Raw genomic sequence first — 20,759 nt, forward strand, 5'->3', positions numbered from 1 at the left:
CCATCAGGTGACTCTCGTCGTATATAACTCATAGAGGTACTTGGGGGTAGGACATGACGGAACCTCCTGAAAGTCTCCGCAACGGCTCCACCGAGATGCATAGCACCACAGCCCAATCCGTTCGCGTCCTTCTGCTCGATGACGAGCCCACCAATCTCCATCTCCGCTCCGCCATACTGCGCCAGCACGGCTACGAGTGCGTTCCCGCCTCCACCATCGAAGAGGCCACCGATCTCTTCAACAACATCGACATCGCCGTTCTCGACTATCACCTCGGAGCCGGCCAGTTCGGCACCGAGGTAGCAGCTCTCCTCCGCCGTCGCCGCCCCCACGTTCCCATCATCATTCTCTCGGCCACTATCGATCGCTATTTCGGCGGCGTCGAAGACATGCATCTCCTCAAGGGCCACAGCTCCGTCGAAGACCTCCTCGACGCGCTCAGCTCTCTCGAGGCCAAGCGCCGTGGCGCACCCGTCGTCGTCGACGCCCGCGACTTCTTCTACTCCCGCATCGCCATGGCCATCGGCACCGATGTCCTCGTCCAGATATTCGACGAGAAAGGCATCTGGCAGTACTGCAACGACAGCGTTGCCGAATACCTCGGCCAACCCCGCGAGTGGTTCATCGGCCGCAGCGTCTTTCAGGAGATGCGCCCCTTCATGCGCGACTGGAGCGACGTTCTCCAGACCGTCTGCCTTACCCGCGAAACCTACATCGATCGCACCCACCGCGGCCTGCTCGCCCAGCCCCGGCCACAGGAGCCGCAGCTTACCTGGAGCGTCCTCGCCTTCCCCATCACCCTGCACGACAACCGCTCAGGAGCCGTCCTCACTGCTCGCATCCTCGACAAGCCCCCCACCCGAACCTCCGAACTCCTTCCGTTCCTCTAGAGTGCCCGCCTCATGCCGCGTCATCTCGACCGAAGTCGCGCAGCCTTATTGCGCGACGCAGTGGAGAAACCCCGCATTTCGCATCTACCTCAGCGAGAGAAAAACGACAGTGTTCTTGAATCCGCGTCTTTCAGTGCTGCTCCGACGAATCCATGACCCTGATCAGCATAGATATGGCTTTCGCACTGAAATTGTTTTATTCCACAGAGCTTTATAAGTTGTTGGGCGTTCGTGATGGGAATGCTGGAGTCGCGCTCTCCATGAAGGATTAGAAGTGGTGGCATGCCTTGCAAATGGTAAAAGAAATCATCTGGAAGGCTCCCGTACCATTCAGCAATTGCATCTACCGGCACCCCTTGAGAGCCAGCCGCTAAGGCGACCGACGCACCAAGAGAATAACCAACTAGCACTGATCTTCTGTGAGCCGGAGCAACAGAGATTCCCTGTTCGCTAAGCAGCGTCTTCACTACGTTCACCCAGGCACGATAATTGTCCATTGTCGGATTGCTGGACTTTGTAGCGTCAAAATAATGAGGTAAAAATACGGTATAGCCGTTGTTTGAGAAATATTCAGCTTGGTCGCGATAGAACCCCATACTGGGCCCGCTCGCACCATGAAGAAGAATCAATAGCGGCTTCCCAGGGTCATCTCCTCCAAAGATCTCATACTTGAATCGTCCATCTCTGCTCGTCGCGCCCGACTCTGGAGGACTCTGAGAGAGAGCGCGAGAAAATTTGCAAACACTCAAAAAGCAAAACGCCCACCCCAAGATGGTGCAGAAAGGTAGTCTCCGCTTGCTGTTCATGAGTCTCTGAAATCTCTCCTTCCCAAAAGGATTTATCGCCTTTTTGTTACAGGATCAGAGTCGGTGCAGAACGGTGGTCGCCTTCCGCCCTGATACCCTTGACGCTTATGCGTTCTCTGCTCGCGCTCGCCGTTCTCGCCAGCCTCGCCACCACCAGCTGCCACTCCCCGTACGTTGCAACCACAGTCAGCAATCGCACCGGTCAGCCCATCGAGCTCCTCGAAGTTGACTATCCCAGCGCCAGCTTCGGCACGCAAAACCTCGCTGACGGCTCCGACTTCCACTATCGCTTCAAGGTCCTGGGTTCAGGAAAGATGAAACTTCTCTACACGGACAGCACGCACAAAGACCACAAAGAAGAAGGCCCCACCCTCAACGAGGGCGCAGAAGGCTCATTGACCATCGCGATCACTCCCACCGGAGTCACCTGGCGACCAGACCCCAGCGTCACCACCGCTCCGTAGTCCGAATCATCTAGTACCAGGCTTGAGCCTCACTCTACGATCTCTGCTTCAGCTGCGTTCATCGAGCCATACTGTACCGCATCGCGGTGAGACCGAATCATCAGCGTAAATACTGCACCCAGTGCCAACAGAACAAACAACATCGCACAAACCACGACCATCATCATAGCCTTCGGGCCCTCTGCTGCAAGTGCATTCCGCAACGCCGAACATCATAGGCGTTGTGAATCTCAATTTGCAACCCCTTCAACGTCAACCTTCTGCAAGAGGCACCGCTAATCTAATCCCGAAGCTCGTCCTTGCGTAGCCTCGGCAGAAGTTCCCGCCACCCCACTCTGACCCTTGCGCTTCTGATCCTTCGCCATAAAAGCGAACACTCCGCCAAGAGCTAACAGTGCGACGATCACGGCAAGAAAAATGATGGTAAGCATTTCACCCTCCGATCCCTGCGGCCTGCGACAAGACGTGACGAGCCCGTATCGCGCCGCCTCTCCAGTAAGATGCCGACTCTTCCATCTGCGATAAGCTGAAGGTTATGCCGCGCGGATATTTCATCACCTTAGAAGGCCTCGACGGCTCCGGAAAGACCACCCAGCTCCGCCGCCTCGCCACCTCGCTCGAGGCTGGAGGCCACACCGTTATCACCCTCCGTCAACCCGGAGGCACTCCTCTCGGCGACCGGATTCGCAGCATCCTACTAGACTCCCGCTCTGAAGCCGCCCTCGGCCCCATCGCTCCCGCAGCCGAGATGGCGCTCATGTTCGCCGACCGCGCCCAATCCATCGCTGAGGTCATCCGCCCCGCCCTCGCCGCCGGCTCCATCGTCCTCTGCGACCGCTACACCGACTCCTCCGAGGCCTACCAGGGTGGAGGGCGGCAACTCGGCAGCGAGCGCATCCTTGCCATGCACGCCGCCGCCTGCGACAACCTCCAGCCCGACCTGACCCTCCTCCTCCTCCCCTCGCTTGAATCCTCCCTCCGCCGCGCCCGCCGCCGCAACCAGCGCCACGTCGAAAAGCAAGGCACCGACGAAAACCGCTTCGAACGCGAGTCCGACGACTTCTACCGCCGCATCTACGAGAAGTACGAAGAGATCGCCGCCCGCGAACCCCACCGCGTCTCCGTCATCCGCGAAGACGCCTCCATCGACCACATCGAAGAGATCATCCGTGAGATCGTCCGCGCTCGACTCGACCACGCCGAAGCCTGATCCCGCTTCTTTCCACCGCGTCAACGCCCCTACCCTCGCGCCCCCGGACTGTGTTCTCCTCGTCTAAGAAAGACACAGGCCGCCAAGGCGATGCGATGAATACCCCTCCCCCACTCTCGACGCCCCACCCGAACCCGCCGCCTCCATCAAGCATTTGGACAACGATGGCAAAGGTCGCATGCCTCCCGGCCTCAAGCGCTCACTTCCCTTCTACGCGTTCAAGCCCTGGGTCAAACTCGGCAGCCCTATCCTCCTCTTCGAGCACCTCCTCAAGACCTACGGCAACATCGCCTGCTATCGCTTCCTGGGCACACCCATTGTCTTCATCAACGATCCCGAGTACATCCGCGAGATCCTCGTCACCCAGGCCACCAGCTTCGTCAAAGAGCGAACCGTCCGGCGCATGAAACTCCTCCTCGGCGAAGGCCTCATCACCTCCGACGATCCCATCCACATGCGTCAGCGCAAGATCGCCGCGCCCGCCTTCCATCGCCAGCGCATCGCAGCCTATGGCGACCAGATCGTAGCCTGCGCAGCCCACCAGCGCGAATCCTGGCGCCCCTACCAACAAATCAACATCGCCGCCGCCAGCATGCAGCTCTCGCTCGAGATCGTCGCCCGCACCCTCTTCAACACCGAGGTCACTGCCGACATCCGCAGCATCAACGACGAGGTCAACACCATCATGGGCCTCTACAACTTCATCGTTTCCTTCCCCAAAATAGAGTCCTTCATCCACCTCCCCATCCCCGGCATCATGAAGTTCCGCCGATCCAAAGCCCGCCTCGACGCAGTCGTCGATCGTCTCATTCGCGAGCATCGCGAAGCCGCCGCCCACGCCGAATCCTGCGAAGCAGAAAAGACAGGCGGAGATCTCCTCTCCATGCTGCTAGCCAGCAAATACGAGTCCGACGACCCCACCACCCAGCAAACCGGCATGTCCGACGAGCAGGTCCGCGACGAAGTCCTCACCATCTTCCTCGCCGGATACGAAACCGTAGCCAACGGCCTGGCCTGGACCTGGTATCTCCTCAGCCAAAATCCAACCGTCGAAGCCAAACTTCACGCCGAACTAGGTGCCGTCCTGGGCACCGGCCCCGCCCAACGTCTCCCCACACTCGCCGACTACCCCGCCCTCCGCTATACCGAACAAGTCTTCGCCGAATCCATGCGCCTCTACCCACCCGCATGGGCGATGGGCCGCATGTCCACCCGACCCGTCACGCTAGGCCCCTACAACATCCCGTCGGGCGCGCACTTCTTCTTCAGCCAATACATCATGGGCCGCGACCCCCAATACTTCCCCGACCCGCTCCGCTTCGACCCCGACCGATTCACTCCCGAGAACAAAGCCGCCCGCGCCAAATTCGCCTACTTTCCCTTCGGCGGTGGCAGCCGCCAGTGCATCGGCGAGAGCTTCGCCTGGATGGAAGGTGTCTTCAGCATCGCCACTCTCGCCCAGCGCTGGCGCATGACCTACCTCGGCTCCGCACCACCTGAAGTCCAGGCAAAGATCACCCTCCGCCCGCGCGACCCCCTCATGATGCAGATCATCCCCCGCTAACACCAACGCACCTCCCGACCAACGGGAGGGCCCGGATCCTTACCCAACCAAGACCAGTACAAAAGTCACGAAGTGACCGATTCCCGCGCAGGGAGCCCGTCCGGCAGGACAAGCAATCAATCCACCGCAACAATCACACTGGAAGCCTTGAACGCGGCACACACCTTCTCGCCCAGATGGAACTCCAGATGACGCAGGCTCCCATCGGTGATCACGGCCGTCAACGTCTCTCCACCCGGCAACCTGATCGAAACCTCATCATTCACGCTGCCCTCATGGATACTCTCCACCACGCCACGCAGAATATTCCGAGTGCTGATCTTGCTCTCATCCAACTCTTTCCCGAGGATGATCCAGCTCGCCTTCACCACTGCATAAGCTTCATCCCCTCTTTCAATCCCATGGCATCCACGCTGCCATTCGTAATGATCGCGGCTATCTCATCGCCACCCGAGGTCGCCAGCAAAACCTCGGAGTTCACCGCACCCTTTGTGATCCTGCGAATCGTTCCCGCCAGAGTATTCCGCGCGCTTGTCTTCATGTACATTCTCCTCATCACCATCGTACCCGGCGCACGTAGCCAACCATCCCCAACACCAAGGGTTCCAACAAACACATGCAAAAAACCCGATACCTCCTCCTATCTGCTCTGTCCCTCGCAGCCTCTACCGCTATCGCTCAAACGCTCCCCTCCCGCGCCGAGCAGACCATCCTCCAGCTGACCAATCAAACCAGAGCCGCCCACAATCTTCCTCCCATCCACTGGGACAGCGACCTGGCCCATGCCGCCAGAGTCCACGCTCAGCGAGTCCTGCACGAGCAAGGCGAGCTACAACATCAGTACCCAGGCGAAGCCGACATGACCACTCGCGGCGCCCAGGCCGGAGCACACTTCACCACCATCGCTGAAAACATCGGCCGCGGCCCCGACCCGGTCACACTCCATCAAACCTGGATGAGCACCCCCACCCACCGCGCCAACATCCTCGACCCCAATCTCAACGCAGTAGGCATCGCAGTAATACCAGACCAGGGCCTCCTCATCGCGGTCGAGGACTTCTCCCACAGCGCTCCCGTCCAGTCCTTCAATGGCCTCGAAAAACGCGTAGCCCAAACCCTGCAATCCCACGGCATCGCCCCCGCTCCATCCAACGCCGACGCGCGTCAAACCTGCGCCATGCCACGCGGCGCCGCTGGCTCTCCAAGACTAGTCGTTCAATGGGACGGCCCCGACCCGACCATCCTGCCAGACGCTCTCCTCCGTGCAATCGCCACCGGCCAATACACCTCAGCCGAAGTAGGAGTCTGCGCCAGCAAACAACCCAACCCGCAGTTCACCACCTACAACGTAGCCGTCCTTCTCTACTAAGTCACTCGCGAGGTATATACCGACGGTCGGCCGAATCTATCTAATCGCGACCGACGGGAGCGCCAACCGAAGGGGTATACAAGTCACGAAGTGACCGCCGCCCGCGCAGGGCGCACTTAGTTTCAAAAGATAATCCGCATCCTCGCATTCAACAGCACGCTGGTATACGCCTTCGCTGCATACATCGGGTGAATCGACACCTGCATGTCAGGTCCCACTTCAATACTCTTGGTCAACCGCAGCCGATAGAACGTCTCAAAGATGCTCTCGTGCCGTCTTCCCGTATGGTTCGGCTGGATATAGTTGAACGCTGCACCAAACATGTCGCCCCGGCGGCCAAACGGTCGCACGTTCGTCAGTCCGAGCGAGTCCGTCTGCCTTATCGCCGTTCCCGTCTCGGTCGCCAAGCCATACCGTCCAAACGGTGCCCACCCGCTCGAAAACTCCCGATCGAAGCCAATGCCTACACCATGCCCGCTCCCTAGATTCTTCGTATCGTCACGCCACACTCCAGCGCGCAGTTTCAAATATCGGCTACCGGGCGCACCAGCAAACCAGCCGAACTCCACCCCTCGAGATATTTTTTGTCAGCAAGCGTCCCGATCCCCGTCTGCTGCGAACCTATGGTATCGATCGCCAGAGCGTGCATATAGAGATGGTGCGTGATCTGGAAATCAACCGCTCCCCCGCCCGCATACGTCCCGTCCGATGCAACTGCGAGGTTGCCGTCATTCTCGCCATTCAGAAACTGCGTTCTCTCATCGTTGTTAAAAAAGCTCAGGCTGACGAACTGATTCGGATGCAGCTTGCCCGCATAAAACGACAGCCTCTTATGCATGAAATCCTGTCGCCAATAGAGGACGTTCAAGCTAATTGGCCGCTGCGCCCCACCGCCCTGCAGGCAATTCAAAAAGATTCCCGACCCCATCTGATCGCTCAGGTTGAACTGCTGACTCATCCCGATATTCGTACCTGAGCGTACAAGCAGTCCAATCGAACCGGCCGTACTCTCGTTGTCATAGACGACCCAGTTCCCGGTAAAATCCAGCCGCCCGCTCAACTGGTCATGTCGCCGCGCGGTATCAGGAATCACCGTCGCATACTGATTCAGAAACGTATACGTCGCTCCGAATCTGAGTCGCGCAGCGCCTTCGAGCCAGTTACTCCCCTTGTCAGCCGCTCTCGTAGCGAAGCCAAGCGGATCGGTCTCCAGGAGAGGGTCCGCCGGCACCTTTCCTAGTGCCGCCGAAGCAGAGTCCAACTCCTGCGCGAACTTCGGCAGCGGCCTCACGATAGCCGGTTCAGCCTGAGGCTGATATTGGCTGGTCTCAGAGGTGGCTCCCGGCCTCACCGGCTCCGAAATCTGCCCTGCAAGAGCAGTGGAAGCTCCCATCAGGACCAACGTAACAATCTTTCGTACGTGCTTCCTGACGTCCACACCACTCCTCACCGAAGTTCCTCTTACAACTAGAAACAATGATGCGACGCCAACATCATTGGCGTCACGAATGTGGCTGACAACGCAAAGCCGCCACACCCGTCTTCCCCGGAAGCGGAAGATTCTGTCAAGCCCTCAAATCTTCAGACACCTCACAAAACCGGCTAATCACGCACCCTTTAGAGCATTCCCGGTTTGGCGTATTACCCCTGTTCAAACGCGTATCATAGAAACAGGAGACGAATCTCGAAGGAAAAGTTGCCTGAATCGAATAGTTTAGATCTAAGTTATTTACAATCAATACCTTGCACTCAAACTACAGTGCAAACGCATGAAAACAGATACTTTATCAGTAAGGGGTACGAGGAGGTAGGGAGTCCACAAGTCCAGTCCTCAAAAGGAATGATCAGCAGACGTCCCGCCTATGCGGCCAATGAACTGCTCGCATCCTGGAGCAGCGGGACAAACTGCCGGAATCCGCTTATCTCATGAGCTGAAAGAGGTCTTGTTGGTTTGCCAGAGTATTCATGACGCTGAGCAAGGCCTGATGTTGAGTCTCGGCAGACGACAGTTGCGTCGCCACTACCGCCGGATTTGCGGAGACCAGACTGCCCTGCGCCACCACAAGCTGACTTTCACTGGTCTGTGCAAAGGTACTGGCGGAGTTGAGCCGGCTCAAAGAGCTATCGAGTGTTTGCCGCTGATCGGACAGTTGACCAAGGGCGGTGGTGAGCGCGGCCGTATCGGTCGAGAGGCTCGCGGTCGAGGCGCCACTCGAAATATCGCCGATCAATTGACTCAGAGCGCCCATAATGCCGGTGTTTCCCGAACCGAAGACAGAGGAGCCCGGCAGATTGATTGGAAGCTTTTGTCCGCCTGGCACTTCGACGGTTTGCACATTGGCGTCGCCGGCGTAGGTAGCTGTCGGTGGAATGGCGACGGTATTGAGCGTAAAAGGCTGAACGGACCCCTGGCTACCGCTGAACAGATATTGCCCCTGATAACTGGTATTCGCCAGCGAGACCACCTCACTGAGAATTCCGCTGAGCGATTGAGCAACGCTGGCGTTGTTCGATGCGTTCTGCGTTCCGTTGTTGGCTTCCACCGCGAGCGAGAGCGCCTTATCGATCTGACTCACCACATCGCCCAGAGTCGAGTCGGCAACCTGCATCATCGATCCCACCCCGGTAGCTGACTGAACGAACGTGTCCGTTTGTTCGATCTGACTCGCCAGGAGGGTGCTTTGCGCAACAGCAACCGGATTGTCCTGAAGAGATTGGATACTCAATCCGCTTGATAGCTCGGACGTAAGGTTGTTGATCATGGAGCTGGACTGGTTGAGTGCCCCGGTAAGGCTGCTGAGATAAGTCGGATCTACTCGCAAGATGAGCTCCTGATTGGTATTTAGTTATGTCGAAGAGTGCCGTGAACTACTAGGTCACTGTAGTTTGTTCACCAAGATTGATTGCGCTCGCCATCAAGGTGTCAACGATCGAGAACACCTGTGACGCCGCTTGATAGGAGCGCTGATATTGCGTGAGATTGGATGCTTCTTCGTCGGAAGACACACTCGAGAGCGAGTTGCGTTGTGACGTCAGTTGAGTGAGCGTAGCCTGCTGTGCTGCATTCTCCGTGGTTACGCCCGAAGCATCGCTGCCAACCTGACCGAGGAACGATGCGAGGAAACCTGTAGCCGTCTGGGTCCCAACCACATTCGTCGTGGAAAGATCGGCAAGAGTAGTAGCATTGCCGTTGCCCGAAGACCCTCTCCAGCAGAGGCAGCCGCTACGGCGCCAGGAGAGGTTGCAGAAACCGCGATCGATGCAGCAGAACCAGTCGCACTCCCCGGCAGGCTGAAGATCGCCAGCCCTGGATTTCCGCTACTGTCTACTCCCAGTTCGTTCTGCTGATTTACTGCAGTTCCAAGGGAAAAGGCTAAGTTATCTAATGCCGCTGAATAAGCCGGCAAGTACTGATCCCTCGCCTGCAAAGCACCACCCAGGTCTCCGCCGCTAAGGTTTGAGGTTACGTCCTGAGGAGGATCCCCTGCCAGCACGTCCGTGTTGCCTCCTACCTGTGTCGTGCTCACTTGAAATGACTGATCACCACTAACCAAAACTGCACCGCCGCTCGTTGTCAGAGAGATGCCATTCTGGGAGGTTGAAATTTGGTCCAACCCGACGAGCTGCGACAGTTGATCAATATCCTCTTGCCGCTGGTCTTCGAGGCTGCCGGCATCCCCATTCGGGCTGTTGCTGGCGATCTTGGAATTAAGAGTGGCTATCGAAGATGTGAGCGAGTTTATTTGGCTAACGTCACCGCTGACCTGCTGATTAAGACTGGTCGATATCTGCGAAAGCTGACTCGATGCGCTATTGAATGCGCCGGCTAAGACGGTCGCCGCAGTTAGTACTTTCTGTCGCGTTGCTGTATCTGACGGACTAGCCTCCAGGGAAGACAAAGAACTAAAGAATCCGTTGATCGCGGTGCCAAGTTGAGACGACGCTACGGCCCCCGACCCTGTTGAAGCCGAGGTCAAGCCGAATATGTTTTCAACCTGCTGTAAAGCAGTTTGAAGCGCTGCGCTCTGCGCCGTGGTCTGTGTTTGCTGCTGTACACGCTGTTCAAGGACGCGGTCCCTCTGAGACGAAACGGTAGCAGTGACGCCTGAACTCTGGAACGTCCCGCTAAGAGTGACTGAATCCCCTGATTGGAAACTTACGACCTCGCGCGTGTAACCAGGAGTGAGTTGATTCGCAACGTTGTTGGCGGTCGCGTTCAGTGCAGCCTGATCTGCCAGTAATGCCTCGCTGGCTATATTCAATAATGAGGTTAGTGTGCCCATTGGTCTCTCGTGTCTCTCCCGTGTAGGGTGAAGTGTAGCCAGATTCGACTCACAATTTTGAAGAATAAGTTCGAGCAAATGCTTCTTTGCAAAAATTGAACTTAGACTACCTCTGCTGCATACAATGCTGTATTTTGCGAGTGCTGAGATCTGCTCATCCAGGGTTCGCAGTCTATTCAGATCCAGAATGGCGAGATCGCTAATCGTCTCATCGACTACGTCAGCCACTGTTTGATCAATTGCCATCTTTATTCCAGCAAGGACCGTATGATCTTGTCTGCCACGTCTGACGACGACACCGTGTACCTTCCAGCGGCGATCGCTTCCTGCAAAGATGAAACCTTCGCAGTTCGCGTATCTGAAGCTCCAAGAGACTGAAGTACGAGGCTCCCCGTTGAACTCAACGCCATATCGTCCGCGCGTCCTACATTTGCGCGAAGTGCTTCAGATTTGTCGGCCACGGTCCCAGATGCGTTCACGTTTACAACCGGCTGCGCCTCAGATGGAACGACCGCGTTGGCTGTCTGTTGACTGCCAATTCCACTTGTATAGCTCATGATGAGCCTCCGTCTACATGACTATATCGACATCCAACCCTCAAACTTTAGTACCCGAAGATTTTCTTTCTGAGTGTTGTTGATGCTCTTGAGTGATCTGCTTGACTACGCTCCGAGCGATCCCGAAGCCGCCACCCTTCGATATGGCTTTTGCGATAGACTCCGTCCCGAAGCTGCTCATCGTGTCGGAAGCAGAGTCGTCATTCTTCTCCTCTTCTCCCCAACTACTTTGCCCATGCTGCATTGGCTTTAACAGTTCCTGTAACATCGTCGCTTCGAATTGTTGTGAGGCATCCACTAACTTGATCTGTTTCTGTCTTTGTACGTCAGAAGCAGACAGGATTGAAATATCTGAATCTATTTTCATAGGACTTCAATCTCCGCTTCCAGTGCACCCGCAGACTTCATCGCCTGAAGGATCGAGATCACATCCCGCGCTGAGGCTCCGATCGTCTGGAGACTTCGGACCAGGTCGTCCACAGTAGCTCCCTGCTTCAGCTCAATTCGGTTGACCGGTTTATCTTGCGCATCGACTCTCGTCTGCTGCACGACCTGCGTCGTGCCACCTGAGGAAAATGCACTTGGTTGCGATACCTGAAACTCGCTCACCACGTTGACAGCTAATCCACCATGAAGGATAGACACCGGCTGCAAGACGACGGTTCCGCCAATAACCACCGTTCCTGTACGCTCGTTGACAACCACCTTTGCACGAGGAAAGACAGGTACTTCTATCGACTCAACCTGAGCCAACAGCGCTGGAACCTCTTCACCCACGGCCACCAGCAAATCAATCCTCCGGCTATCGAGAACGTGTGCCGCAGGTCGTCCTAACGATTGATTAATCGCGAGGGCCATCGCTTCTGCGCTGCGAAAATCGGCATCGTTCAACAATATTGAGAATTGCTTTTTCCCTTCCAAATCCAGCGGGACGCCGCGTTCAACCATCGCACCGAACGGGACTCTTGCGGTGTTAGGGTGATTGTATTGTTTTACATTTCCATTAACGTTGATCGAATATCCCCCTACTACCAATGGTCCTTGCGCCTGTGCATATATTTTTCCGTCCGATCCATAGAGGGGAGTCATTAGAAGTAGTCCGCCCTCGAGGCTTCTCGCGTCACCCGCCGAGGAGACAGTAATATCCAGTTTGGTGCCTGGACGAGCGAAGGGTGGCAACGTGGCGGAAACAAAGACTGCCGCAAGATTTTGTACCCTAATCGCGGATGCTGGTACGCTGACTCCCATGCGGAGCAACGTTGACGCCAATGTTTGAGCGGGAAAGGTCGTTTGCTGACTGTCGCCGGTACCTTGAAGACCGACAACGATTCCGTATCCAACCAATTGATTGTCACGGATACCCTCGATTGAAGCGACATCTTTAACGCGCGCCTGCCTTGACGTAGATGTCGTCGCATCTGATGGGAGAGCGCACCGAGCCGAGACAATAAAAAAATCAATAGGCATGCAAAGATGGAGATCGGAAGTCTTGGGTGGTTTTCATCTAACTCTAACTGTCCTGGCTTGTTGGCAATATGCATGGAATTCCTCACTAAAAAACCAACACCCTTTGTAGAAGACGAACCAAGAGGTTCTGACGATGGGTGTAATCGTTGATAATCCCCTTCCCGCGCACTTCAAGCTCCAGACTAGAGATGGCTGTCGATAGAACTTGATTTTGTTGAGATATGTCCTCGGGACGGACCAGTCCCCTCAAGACGATCGTCTGCGTCTGCTGACTGAACTCTACCTGTCGAGCTGCCTCTATCACGAGCATCCCATTTGAAAGAACCTCTATCACTTGTCCTCCAAAAGTGGTGCTCAGGCTCGAATTGGTTGCACTTGTTCCCTGCGCGTTAAGTCCAGATGAGGACGTTTGGTTGATCAAATTTTGCAGAGCGTTACCCGCATGCAGTGTGCCAATTAGACCGGAGATGGAGGAGTTGGCATTGGACGCTCGCGAGTTCTTCACCGTGCCGTCCGTCGACGCTGCGAGACTCTCGGAGACTACGACCGAAATCAGATCATGTGGCCGCATAGCCCGCACATCCGTGTTGATTCGAGTTAGCCTTCCACTGTCAGTCCAGATAGATCCCGGTGCAGGCTGGATGTTAGAGTTCTCCGCCCGCACTCTCTCCAGATAAGAAGACAAGGACGCCGCAGCCACATTAGGCTTCGGTTCAATCAACTTATGGATCGCTTCGGTCTGTGCCTGTAACAAGGGAAGGGTCAAACATACCATCACCAGGACAACGATTGTCGCTGCGAAGTTATCTGATTTTTTTGTCGAACCACACCGAAGACGGTTGATTTGTAGAGATTTGAATCTTATCTATCACTGGCTTCTGGATGAAGCTACTAATTGAACTCATCCCTGGGATCCCCCTCATGGTTTCATCTCCACATCAGACCGCCCTCGAACAATGCCGGAGAATTGTTCCGCTGTCGTCTGGTCGTCTGTACTTCTGCGCAAGAGTCGCACTTTTATGAGATCGCCCAATCCGCCATTCCCTTCTGAGATGCCGGCGACTTCAATCCGCAAGGAGCGTTCTTGCCTCCAAAGCCGAACAATTTCGCCGGTACGAATTACGACAGAAGCCGGAATATTGTTTGGACTTTCCTGCTCTCTAAGTTGTATCGGTAGAATTGAATCATGCAATGGAAGAGCGACCGCGGGCCATCCCGGATGACCGCAATGAATAATCATCGCCCAACTCTGCTGCAACACCGGATCGGACTGAATTCTCGCCACCCGATAACCACCGTCCTTCAATATCGAATACGATGAACTCCCGACGTCCCCCGCTATCGCATCAATTGGCGTTTTATAACAGATTGCGAGAGCTGTGTTGGCAAACCATATTCCGTGCACCAGGACAAAAAAACTTTTGCCGATCTTTTTGAATACTGAAAAGGTATCGAACATGGCGGTCTACCGAACGAGACCGTTAATCTGCGAGTACATGTCATCGGCGACATGTATGACTTTTGAGTTACTCTCGTAGGCACGTTGCGCCAGAATCATTTGCACGAATTCTGCGACAACATCAACGTTTGAATTTTCTAGATACCCTTGTTGCAGTGTTCCTATTCCGCTGGTCCCCCGGGGGTGTCCGTAATGGGATTGCCCGAAGATGCTGTCTGTTGCAATAAATTACTGCCAATGGAACTGAGGCCACCCGTATTAGGGAAAGTTGCTAGCTGAATAGTCCCAAGCTGCGCAGCGTTTGTTTGTCCCGGAAGCGTTGCCGTTACGACGCCATATTGAGAAATCACAACATTAGTAGCGTTAGAAGGGATCGTGATCGCCGGCAAGATCGTATCCCCGGCAGAGGTCACAATCGTACCCTGACTGTTCAAGTGAAAGTTCCCAGCGCGGGTGTAAGCAATGGTTCCGTCGGGAAGAGAAACCTGGAAAAATCCCGCACCTTGAATCTCGAGGTCGTATGGGTTGCCGGTATTGTTAGGATCGCCCTGCGTCATAATTACTTCGCTGGCCGCTGTCTTGGTACCAAGACCAACCTGCAAGCCAGCTGAAAGAGTCTGCTGTGTCTCGGCGGATCCAGGTGTGACTAGGTTTTGATAGATCATGTCTTCAAATTGAACTTGGCGCTGTCTGAAACCCGCAGTCCCTGAGTTCGCCAGGTTGTTTGCGATGGTGTCCAGATTTGTCTGCTGGGCGCTCATTCCACTTGCGGCTGTATACAGTGCACGAATCATTTCAAGCTCCTTGTTTCGAGGACTCTGAGATATGGGACTTTTGATCAAACCCGAGGAAGATCTTCTGACGCCGTTTTGTCGAAATCATTGTTGAATACGCTTAGCGCTTTTTGCATCATCTCTGCCTGTCGTTGCACCAGCACCAGTTGCATCGTGCCGTGAACGGCGTCTTCATTAGCTCCTTCTACCGAGCCTTGTTCTATCGAGACATTCGCAGCAATGGGCTTTGCTCCATTCGCTGAAAATCGATTAGAACCTTCGGCGGAAAGATCTGATTTATCTGAGAAATCGAAGGCTCCAACCTTGCCTACAATTACGCTGCCGTCTGCTGTTGAGACCGAGATGCTCCCATCGGGTGACACGTAGATGTTGCCTGTTGGGATGGTGATGGGCTTGAGATTGGCATCGAGCACTGGCTCTCCCTGGCTTGTCTGGAGCACTCCTTTGGGAGAGCGGGAGAAAGCTCCGTCTCTTGTGTACCGGATGCCGTTGGAGGTCTGGATGGCGAAGAATCCCTGACCTTCCAGGGCCAGATCCAGCGGATTGCCGGTGGCTTTCAGTTCTCCCTGTCCGAGATCCAGTCGGTTTCCGCCTAAGACTCCGAAGCCGTTTACGGATTGGCCGACCTGGGATGCTGTCTCGGGGTCTTGATCGATGCCGCCTGCAAGAACCCCACTGAAGTAGTCGCGCTGGGCACGAAAGCCAGAGGTTCCTGCGTTGGCCAGGTTGTTGGCCGCGGTATCGAGCGCTTGCGTGCGAGCCAGGAGTCCTGTGTATGCTGCGTAGAGTCCGCTGTCCATGCCACGAGCTTATGCAGTTGGGTGGCCGAAGTTAGAGAGGCGATAGTTAGAAAGCGCTAAGGAGGAGGATCGTTCAAGGTTGCGGTTGATCTGCCGATACAACAACCAGACCAGAAGATTTGTTGGGAGGGTCGGTGCGAGCGCTAATTATTGATGATTCGGCAGTGATGAGGAAGGTAATCGAACGGGCGTTGCGACAGGCAGGCCTCGAGCTCAGCGAGGTGTTGCAGGCTTCGAATGGGGAGGAGGCGTTGCAGACTCTTCGTGACAACCAAGGTTCGGATGCACTGGCGTTGATTCTCAGTGACATCAATATGCCGGTGATGGATGGATTGCAGTTTCTAGAGGCTCGGAAGCAGGAGAATCTGGCGCAGGGCGTCCCTGTCGTGATGATTACGACGGAGGGCAATGAAAGCTTCGTGCTGCGGGCGATTGCTGCGGGCGCACAAGGCTATATTTGCAAGCCGTTCACGGCCGAGCAGGTGAAGGCGCGCGTGCTTCCTCTGTTGCGTGCGGCGTAAGCGGTTTGTCTCTGCTCGTTATCGTTGAACCATCCGGTTGAATCTTAGTGAGTTCAGAGTTGCTTGAGTGATTGCGGAACATAAACCAGGAGTAGGAAGAGGACGATTGTGTCAAATACGCAGGATGAGGCAGTGACTCGACTGGATTCGGCTGTCGCAGAAGTTTTCGAAACGATGCTTGAACGAAGCTGCGACCCTTTGGAGGGTGAGGTCGACACGGTGGAGGGGCGGATCGTGGCGAGGATTCAGTTTACGGGGGCCGTGGACGGTGAATGCTTGTTGTATGCGAGTCAGGCTACTGCGTCGGTGACCGCTGAGGCGTTGCTTGGAACACCGTCGGAGCCGCACGATCCGATGGTGGACGATGCGATCGGGGAACTTTGCAACATGATCGCGGGCGGGTGGAAGAGTAAACTTGCCTCACCAGACTCCAACTGCATGATCTCGACCCCTGCTGTGACCCGGGATGGGCTTGAGGGCTATCAGGCTAAGTTTGGAACCAAGTTCAGCCGAAAGTATTCGTTCCAAGGGAACGTATTTGGAGTCGTACTGGCGTTCTAGGAGGTACCCCCACGGTATCTTCCCATAAACCACTTTGATTGAATAACTTACGAAAATGCAGCCGCTGCAAAATCTTCATTCTAAATGGGTTGCGCGCAAATTCTTCCAGCCAAAGGACTTACGCCTGAATGTCCAGATAAGATGCTGCAGCCCTTCTTTGTCCAAGTCTCTGTAAACAGTATAGCTGGTCGGATGTAACTGATACGCCACGTCGATCTGCCTGACAGAAAAGGACTTAGCTTGATGTAGGGCTTGACAAGACTTCTAGTGCAAGCGGAGTGCCGGAGTACAGAGGACATTTGCCGAAATGGATCTCTGTTGGCGGGGACAAGGTGCGCAAGAGGAATCACTGCACAGGGGAAACTCAAAACAGTGACCATAAGTGGCGGTTGTTTCGTTGCCCTTGGATGAGAGCCTTTGGCGGGTCGACGCAGATGATGAAGTAATAAATCCTCTCAAAATGATGGGAATAAGCGCGAGAGCTAAAGTGCGGCTTTGGGTTCCAAACCTTGGAGCGTAGAGCACCCTTACCCTGGAATTGAATTTTGATTTTATAGCATACCCACTGGTTGGTATTTTGTTTCCCGAACAAAGGGCGCTCCATGATCCACAGCCGGCACGAATCGAAGACCAAGTTTCTGGATGCAGCGATGCACGTAATCCGCGTCAAAGGATATAGCGCGACACGCATTGAGGATGTCTGCGAAGAGGCCGGACTGACCAAGGGAAGCTTCTTCCATCACTTCAGGAGCAAGAGGATCTAGCTCTGGCTGCGGCTGACCACTGGAGCAAGATTACTGGCGACGTGTTCGCGTCCGCACCCTATCGCGAGTTGCCCGACCCGTTGGATCGCGTTCTAGCTTATGTGGACTTTCGTAAGGCGATTCTCGAAGGAAGAACGTTGTGTGACCTTACCTGTCTGGTAGGAACGATGGTGCAGGAGGTTTATGACACGAATCCTCTAATAAGAGAGGCCTGCAATGAGAGCATCAGCAGACACGCGGCGACCGTGGAGGCAGACATAGCGGAGGCTATAGAGAAGTACGGGGTCGATGCGGAGTGGACCGCCCAGAGTCTCGCGCTCTACATGCAGGCGACACTGCAGGGAGCGTTCATTCTTGCGAAGGCCAAGGGTGGCTCCGAGATTGCAGCCGCTTGTATTGATCACCTGCATCGTTATATTGAGATGTTGTTCACTCAATTTGATCCCAGGAGAGTGCTTGATGACAGAAGTTCCAAAGCAACAAGAAGAGACACCGTTCGAGAGGTTGGAATCGCCTCGGTTTGAAGATGGAAGGCCGATGCTGCTGGCTGGGTTGCGTGGTGACTACACGATGGCAACGATGAAAGAGATTCCAGTGCTGTGGCAGCGTTTTGCTACCTGCCTGGACAAAGTCCCGGACAGGTCAGCAAGGTAGCCTATGGGATTTGTTTTCCTTCGTCGGATGGTTTTGGCTATATGGCGGCAGTGGAAGTACGGAGTGAAGAGGGATTGCCTGAAGAGTTCAGCCGGGTGACGATGCCTGTCGAACGATATGCGGTATTCACGCACAGGGGCCACGTCTCAAAGCTTCCGGAGACATGCCGTGCGGTTGAGCACGAGTGGCTGCCGAGGTCTCGATACTCGTTTGCGCTGGGGACGCCGGGGTCGCCGGGTTTCTTCGAACGCTATGGCGAGAGCTTTGATCCGAAGAGAGGCGAGGGCGATGTCGAGGTGTGGGTGCCGATTCGTTAGTGTTCTGAACCTAAAGTTCAACAACGCACAAATTCCGTCCGGAGGCAACAGGATTCTTGCAAGAGGGCGAGAAAGAACAGACAACGGCGTGAAGAGGGCGGGCAGAAAGGGACGAGCGGTTTGGGCAGGACGGGGTTCGTCGGGATCCTTCCCCTTCGACTTCGCTCAGGGTCAGGATGACAGCGAAGGCTTGATATGGAGCAGTATCGCAGCAAAGGGCCGTGCAGCCAATCAGCGAGGAGAACCACGATGGCGACAGCAACGATGCAGACCGATGTTTCGAAGCTTCGGCTGAAAGGTTCGAACGGTACGGGCAGGTGGAAGGCGTCGGGATCCTTCACTCCGTTCAGGATGACGACTTGAAAAATCTGCCCATTGCCTCGGAATTAGCACGGAGAACTAGAGGAGTTGTAATGATCGAGACTCCACAGGCTATTGAGACGGTTGCGTTGCGGCTGGATGCAGAACGGCAAAGGCTGGAGTGTTTCGGCTGAAAGGTTCGAACGGTATGGGCGGGTGGGGAAGGCGTTGGGATCCTTCACTCCGTTCAGGATGACGACTTGAAAAAGTCTGCTCATTGCCTCGGAATTAGCACAAAGAACCAGAGGAGATGTGATGATCGAGACACCAAAAATTGTTGATACGGTGACGTTGCCAATGGCCTTTCTTCATCTCACGGTGCCGACGTCGGAGATTCAAAAGGTCATGATTCCCGGATTGAACGAGGTAAAGGCCGCAGTCGCTGCCCAAGGGGTTGCCGAGGCCGGACCCTGGTTCACTCACCACCTGACCAGGCCGAAGGATACCTTTGATTTTGAGATCTGCGTGCCGGTTGCAGCGCCGATTGTAGCGGCAGGCCGGGTGCAGGCTGGGGCATGGCCTGCGATGAAGGTGGTGAGGACGGTCTACCACGGAGACTACTCGGGACTTGGCGCGGGGTGGGGCGAGTTTGGAGCGTGGATTGCGAAGAACGGATATAAGACGGCGGAGGATCTGTGGGAGCGGTATCTTACCGGCATGGAAGCTGGCCCGGACCCGGCTAACTGGCGAACGGAGTTGAACCGTCCGCTTGTGGGGCGTTGAGTCAAGTCAAGGGCAGGCGCGGATACAAATAGAGGGATCCTTCACTCCGTTGAGGATGACGACTTCAGAGGTGGGTGGAAAGGGACGGGCGGTTTGGGTAGGACGGAGTTCGTCGGGATCCTTCCCCTTCGACTTCGCTCAGGGTCAGGATGCCAGCAAAGACCTGAACTGCGATGAAAAGCCCGGTCCGCCAGGTGCGGAGGCCGGGCTTTTCTGCGAGTCGCTTATGGTGAGCGACTACTTGACGACTGACTGGAAGAGAGGCGAGGTGAGCAGGCTGGCGAACTGGCTGTCGGAGGAGGAGTAGTCGACGGTCAGGGTGCCGGCATTGGAGTCTATGGTGGTCTGATCGAGAGCGGATTTCTCGAGCGGGGTGCCGGAGTTCTTTTTCAGGATGGAAACACCCTTCATTAAGGTGGCTGCGGTTGCGGCGGTGATGGTGTCGGACATGACGACGGCCATGTCGAACTTGACCCCGTTCTGGAAGTCCATGGTGTAGCGGCTACTCTTCATGCGGTTCTTGACGGTGTCGTAGTCGGCGAGTTGAGAGGCGTCACCGAGTACGCTTTTCATCATGGTCTGGGTGCCTTTGGCGTCGAGGAGGCTCCAGACGGCCTTGGTGTCTACGACGTTCATCTCGTTGACCATGTCGCCGTTGGAGAGGAAGTTGGGGGCGATACCGTCACGGGCGTCCATCGCTTCCTTGACGGCGTCCTTGTCGCCGAAGACCATGGTGGATTGATTAAGGAAGACGACGCTCATGCCGTTGGAGCCCATGGGATAGACGCTGTTATTGCGGATCATGGTGGGCTTGATCTTGTTCTTGGTGAAGTTGGCCATGACCTCGCGGGTGTGGAACTGGCCCTGGGCGATGCCTACGATGCGGGTTCCTTCACCCTTCGAATCACGGAAGGCGGCGAAGGCGAGGACGTCGGCGTCCTGATCGACTTTGAGGCCGGAGCTTTTGAGTGCGGTCTCGAGACGCTTGAGTTCGGGCGGGAGGACGCGGTCTTTGAGGTCCATGGCGGCGGGGGAGTTCTGCATGGCGCGATAGTCGACGACGATGAGCTGCTGAACTTCCTTGGGGTGGCCGACTTGGCGTCGCTGGAGAGCTGTGCTGCTGAGGCGAAGTTGGGGGCCATCATGGTCGTCATGACCATGGCGGCGGTGAAGAGGTTGCGCTTGATTGTGTTCAT

The 20,759-nt window shown here is 55.7% G+C and carries 30 protein-coding genes; 11 read left to right on the forward strand and 19 right to left on the reverse strand.

The genetic code is table 11. The features are described from left to right. The first annotated feature begins 53 nt into the window (after positions 1-53). On the forward strand, positions 54-890 hold the full coding sequence (locus tag RBB80_RS23425; RefSeq protein WP_433964740.1) for a response regulator: 837 nt from the start codon (positions 54-56) through the stop codon (positions 888-890). Between the two features lie 89 nt (positions 891-979). On the opposite strand, the gene RBB80_RS23430 is transcribed toward RBB80_RS23425, so the two are convergent. Beyond that, positions 980-1,696, reverse strand: coding sequence for a dienelactone hydrolase family protein (locus RBB80_RS23430; protein ID WP_433964741.1), 717 nt, complete (start codon positions 1,694-1,696; stop codon positions 980-982). 107 nt (positions 1,697-1,803) lie between these two features. Here RBB80_RS23430 and RBB80_RS23435 point away from each other — a divergent pair, with 107 nt between their 5' ends. Beyond that, a complete protein-coding gene (locus RBB80_RS23435; RefSeq protein WP_433964742.1) occupies positions 1,804-2,160 on the forward strand; it encodes a hypothetical protein in 357 nt (118 codons plus the stop codon). A gap of 29 nt (positions 2,161-2,189) precedes the next feature. On the opposite strand, the gene RBB80_RS23440 is transcribed toward RBB80_RS23435, so the two are convergent. Next, positions 2,190-2,363, reverse strand: a complete 174-nt coding sequence (locus tag RBB80_RS23440; RefSeq protein WP_433964743.1) for a hypothetical protein — start codon at positions 2,361-2,363, stop codon at positions 2,190-2,192. Between the two features lie 72 nt (positions 2,364-2,435). After that, positions 2,436-2,591 (reverse strand): hypothetical protein, encoded by a 156-nt coding sequence (locus tag RBB80_RS23445; RefSeq protein WP_433964744.1) that lies wholly within the window; start codon positions 2,589-2,591, stop codon positions 2,436-2,438. Between the two features lie 104 nt (positions 2,592-2,695). Here RBB80_RS23445 and tmk point away from each other — a divergent pair, with 104 nt between their 5' ends. Next, positions 2,696-3,370, forward strand: a complete 675-nt coding sequence (gene tmk / locus RBB80_RS23450; protein WP_433964745.1) for a dTMP kinase — start codon at positions 2,696-2,698, stop codon at positions 3,368-3,370. Between the two features lie 178 nt (positions 3,371-3,548). Beyond that, positions 3,549-4,934, forward strand: coding sequence for a cytochrome P450 (locus RBB80_RS23455; protein ID WP_433964746.1), 1,386 nt, complete (start codon positions 3,549-3,551; stop codon positions 4,932-4,934). Between the two features lie 116 nt (positions 4,935-5,050). On the opposite strand, the gene RBB80_RS23460 is transcribed toward RBB80_RS23455, so the two are convergent. Together RBB80_RS23460 and RBB80_RS23465 are read right to left on the reverse strand one after the other, a co-directional pair. Beyond that, positions 5,051-5,302 carry a TOBE domain-containing protein gene (locus RBB80_RS23460; RefSeq protein WP_433964747.1) on the reverse strand — a complete coding sequence of 84 codons (252 nt, stop codon included), beginning with the start codon at positions 5,300-5,302 and terminating at the stop codon, positions 5,051-5,053. Continuing rightward, positions 5,299-5,475 (reverse strand): TOBE domain-containing protein, encoded by a 177-nt coding sequence (locus RBB80_RS23465; protein WP_433964748.1) that lies wholly within the window; start codon positions 5,473-5,475, stop codon positions 5,299-5,301. Before RBB80_RS23465 ends, RBB80_RS23460 begins: the two co-directional genes overlap by 4 nt. A gap of 75 nt (positions 5,476-5,550) precedes the next feature. On the opposite strand from RBB80_RS23465, the gene RBB80_RS23470 reads away from it, so the two are divergent. Continuing rightward, positions 5,551-6,303, forward strand: a complete 753-nt coding sequence (locus tag RBB80_RS23470) for a CAP domain-containing protein (RefSeq protein WP_433964749.1) — start codon at positions 5,551-5,553, stop codon at positions 6,301-6,303. 122 nt (positions 6,304-6,425) lie between these two features. Here RBB80_RS23470 and RBB80_RS23475 read toward each other — a convergent pair whose 3' ends face one another. The 13 genes from RBB80_RS23475 to RBB80_RS23535 form a co-directional block, all read right to left on the reverse strand. Next, positions 6,426-6,830, reverse strand: coding sequence for a carbohydrate porin (locus RBB80_RS23475; RefSeq protein WP_433964750.1), 405 nt, complete (start codon positions 6,828-6,830; stop codon positions 6,426-6,428). After that, positions 6,827-7,741 carry a carbohydrate porin gene (locus RBB80_RS23480; protein WP_433964751.1) on the reverse strand — a complete coding sequence of 305 codons (915 nt, stop codon included), beginning with the start codon at positions 7,739-7,741 and terminating at the stop codon, positions 6,827-6,829. Before RBB80_RS23480 ends, RBB80_RS23475 begins: the two co-directional genes overlap by 4 nt. A gap of 481 nt (positions 7,742-8,222) precedes the next feature. Further along, positions 8,223-9,125: a flagellar hook-associated protein FlgL gene (gene flgL / locus RBB80_RS23485; protein ID WP_433964752.1), complete on the reverse strand. Its 903-nt coding sequence runs from the start codon at positions 9,123-9,125 to the stop codon at positions 8,223-8,225. Between the two features lie 49 nt (positions 9,126-9,174). Then, a complete protein-coding gene (locus RBB80_RS23490) occupies positions 9,175-9,453 on the reverse strand; it encodes a flagellar basal body rod C-terminal domain-containing protein (protein ID WP_433964753.1) in 279 nt (92 codons plus the stop codon). Next, positions 9,378-10,586 carry a flagellar hook-associated protein FlgK gene (flgK, locus tag RBB80_RS23495; RefSeq protein WP_433964754.1) on the reverse strand — a complete coding sequence of 403 codons (1,209 nt, stop codon included), beginning with the start codon at positions 10,584-10,586 and terminating at the stop codon, positions 9,378-9,380. The genes RBB80_RS23490 and flgK overlap by 76 nt, the downstream gene beginning before the upstream one ends. A 248-nt stretch (positions 10,587-10,834) precedes the next feature. Then, a complete protein-coding gene (gene flgM / locus RBB80_RS23500) occupies positions 10,835-11,143 on the reverse strand; it encodes a flagellar biosynthesis anti-sigma factor FlgM (protein WP_433964755.1) in 309 nt (102 codons plus the stop codon). A 40-nt stretch (positions 11,144-11,183) separates the two neighbouring features. Then, the gene (locus RBB80_RS23505; protein WP_433964756.1) at positions 11,184-11,510 is read right to left on the reverse strand and encodes a hypothetical protein; all 327 of its coding nucleotides are present in this window, start codon (positions 11,508-11,510) and stop codon (positions 11,184-11,186) included. Further along, positions 11,507-12,610: a flagellar basal body P-ring protein FlgI gene (locus tag RBB80_RS23510; RefSeq protein WP_433964757.1), complete on the reverse strand. Its 1,104-nt coding sequence runs from the start codon at positions 12,608-12,610 to the stop codon at positions 11,507-11,509. Before RBB80_RS23510 ends, RBB80_RS23505 begins: the two co-directional genes overlap by 4 nt. A gap of 85 nt (positions 12,611-12,695) precedes the next feature. Beyond that, complete coding sequence (locus RBB80_RS23515) at positions 12,696-13,385, reverse strand: flagellar basal body L-ring protein FlgH (RefSeq protein ID WP_433964758.1); 690 nt, start codon at positions 13,383-13,385, stop codon at positions 12,696-12,698. Between the two features lie 144 nt (positions 13,386-13,529). Further along, entirely contained in the window at positions 13,530-14,069 is a 540-nt protein-coding gene (locus RBB80_RS23520) for a flagella basal body P-ring formation protein FlgA (protein ID WP_433964759.1), read from the reverse strand. A gap of 6 nt (positions 14,070-14,075) precedes the next feature. Then, a complete protein-coding gene (locus tag RBB80_RS23525) occupies positions 14,076-14,168 on the reverse strand; it encodes a flagellar basal body rod C-terminal domain-containing protein (protein WP_433969834.1) in 93 nt (30 codons plus the stop codon). 62 nt (positions 14,169-14,230) lie between these two features. Beyond that, a complete protein-coding gene (locus RBB80_RS23530; RefSeq protein WP_433964760.1) occupies positions 14,231-14,863 on the reverse strand; it encodes a flagellar hook-basal body complex protein in 633 nt (210 codons plus the stop codon). A 44-nt stretch (positions 14,864-14,907) separates the two neighbouring features. Next, positions 14,908-15,663, reverse strand: a complete 756-nt coding sequence (locus tag RBB80_RS23535; RefSeq protein WP_433964761.1) for a flagellar hook-basal body protein — start codon at positions 15,661-15,663, stop codon at positions 14,908-14,910. A gap of 134 nt (positions 15,664-15,797) precedes the next feature. On the opposite strand from RBB80_RS23535, the gene RBB80_RS23540 reads away from it, so the two are divergent. The 6 genes from RBB80_RS23540 to RBB80_RS23565 all read left to right on the forward strand — a co-directional run bounded on the left by RBB80_RS23540 (position 15,798) and on the right by RBB80_RS23565 (position 19,563). Continuing rightward, positions 15,798-16,184 (forward strand): response regulator, encoded by a 387-nt coding sequence (locus RBB80_RS23540; protein WP_433964762.1) that lies wholly within the window; start codon positions 15,798-15,800, stop codon positions 16,182-16,184. Between the two features lie 108 nt (positions 16,185-16,292). Next, positions 16,293-16,745, forward strand: a complete 453-nt coding sequence (locus RBB80_RS23545) for a chemotaxis protein CheX (protein WP_433964763.1) — start codon at positions 16,293-16,295, stop codon at positions 16,743-16,745. Positions 16,746-17,347: 602 nt separating this feature from the next. Next, positions 17,348-17,509 carry a TetR/AcrR family transcriptional regulator gene (locus tag RBB80_RS23550; protein WP_433964764.1) on the forward strand — a complete coding sequence of 54 codons (162 nt, stop codon included), beginning with the start codon at positions 17,348-17,350 and terminating at the stop codon, positions 17,507-17,509. A gap of 41 nt (positions 17,510-17,550) precedes the next feature. Beyond that, positions 17,551-18,033, forward strand: coding sequence for a TetR family transcriptional regulator C-terminal domain-containing protein (locus tag RBB80_RS23555; RefSeq protein ID WP_433964765.1), 483 nt, complete (start codon positions 17,551-17,553; stop codon positions 18,031-18,033). Between the two features lie 75 nt (positions 18,034-18,108). Beyond that, on the forward strand, positions 18,109-18,480 hold the full coding sequence (locus RBB80_RS23560) for a GyrI-like domain-containing protein (protein ID WP_433964766.1): 372 nt from the start codon (positions 18,109-18,111) through the stop codon (positions 18,478-18,480). A gap of 615 nt (positions 18,481-19,095) precedes the next feature. Further along, a complete protein-coding gene (locus RBB80_RS23565; protein ID WP_433964767.1) occupies positions 19,096-19,563 on the forward strand; it encodes a GyrI-like domain-containing protein in 468 nt (155 codons plus the stop codon). A 237-nt stretch (positions 19,564-19,800) separates the two neighbouring features. On the opposite strand, the gene RBB80_RS23570 is transcribed toward RBB80_RS23565, so the two are convergent. Next, a complete protein-coding gene (locus RBB80_RS23570; RefSeq protein WP_433964768.1) occupies positions 19,801-20,607 on the reverse strand; it encodes a hypothetical protein in 807 nt (268 codons plus the stop codon). Positions 20,608-20,759 lie beyond the last annotated feature (152 nt).

This window comes from Tunturiibacter gelidiferens (assembly GCF_051013345.1).
In the GTDB taxonomy this organism is placed as follows: domain Bacteria; phylum Acidobacteriota; class Terriglobia; order Terriglobales; family Acidobacteriaceae; genus Edaphobacter; species Edaphobacter gelidiferens_A.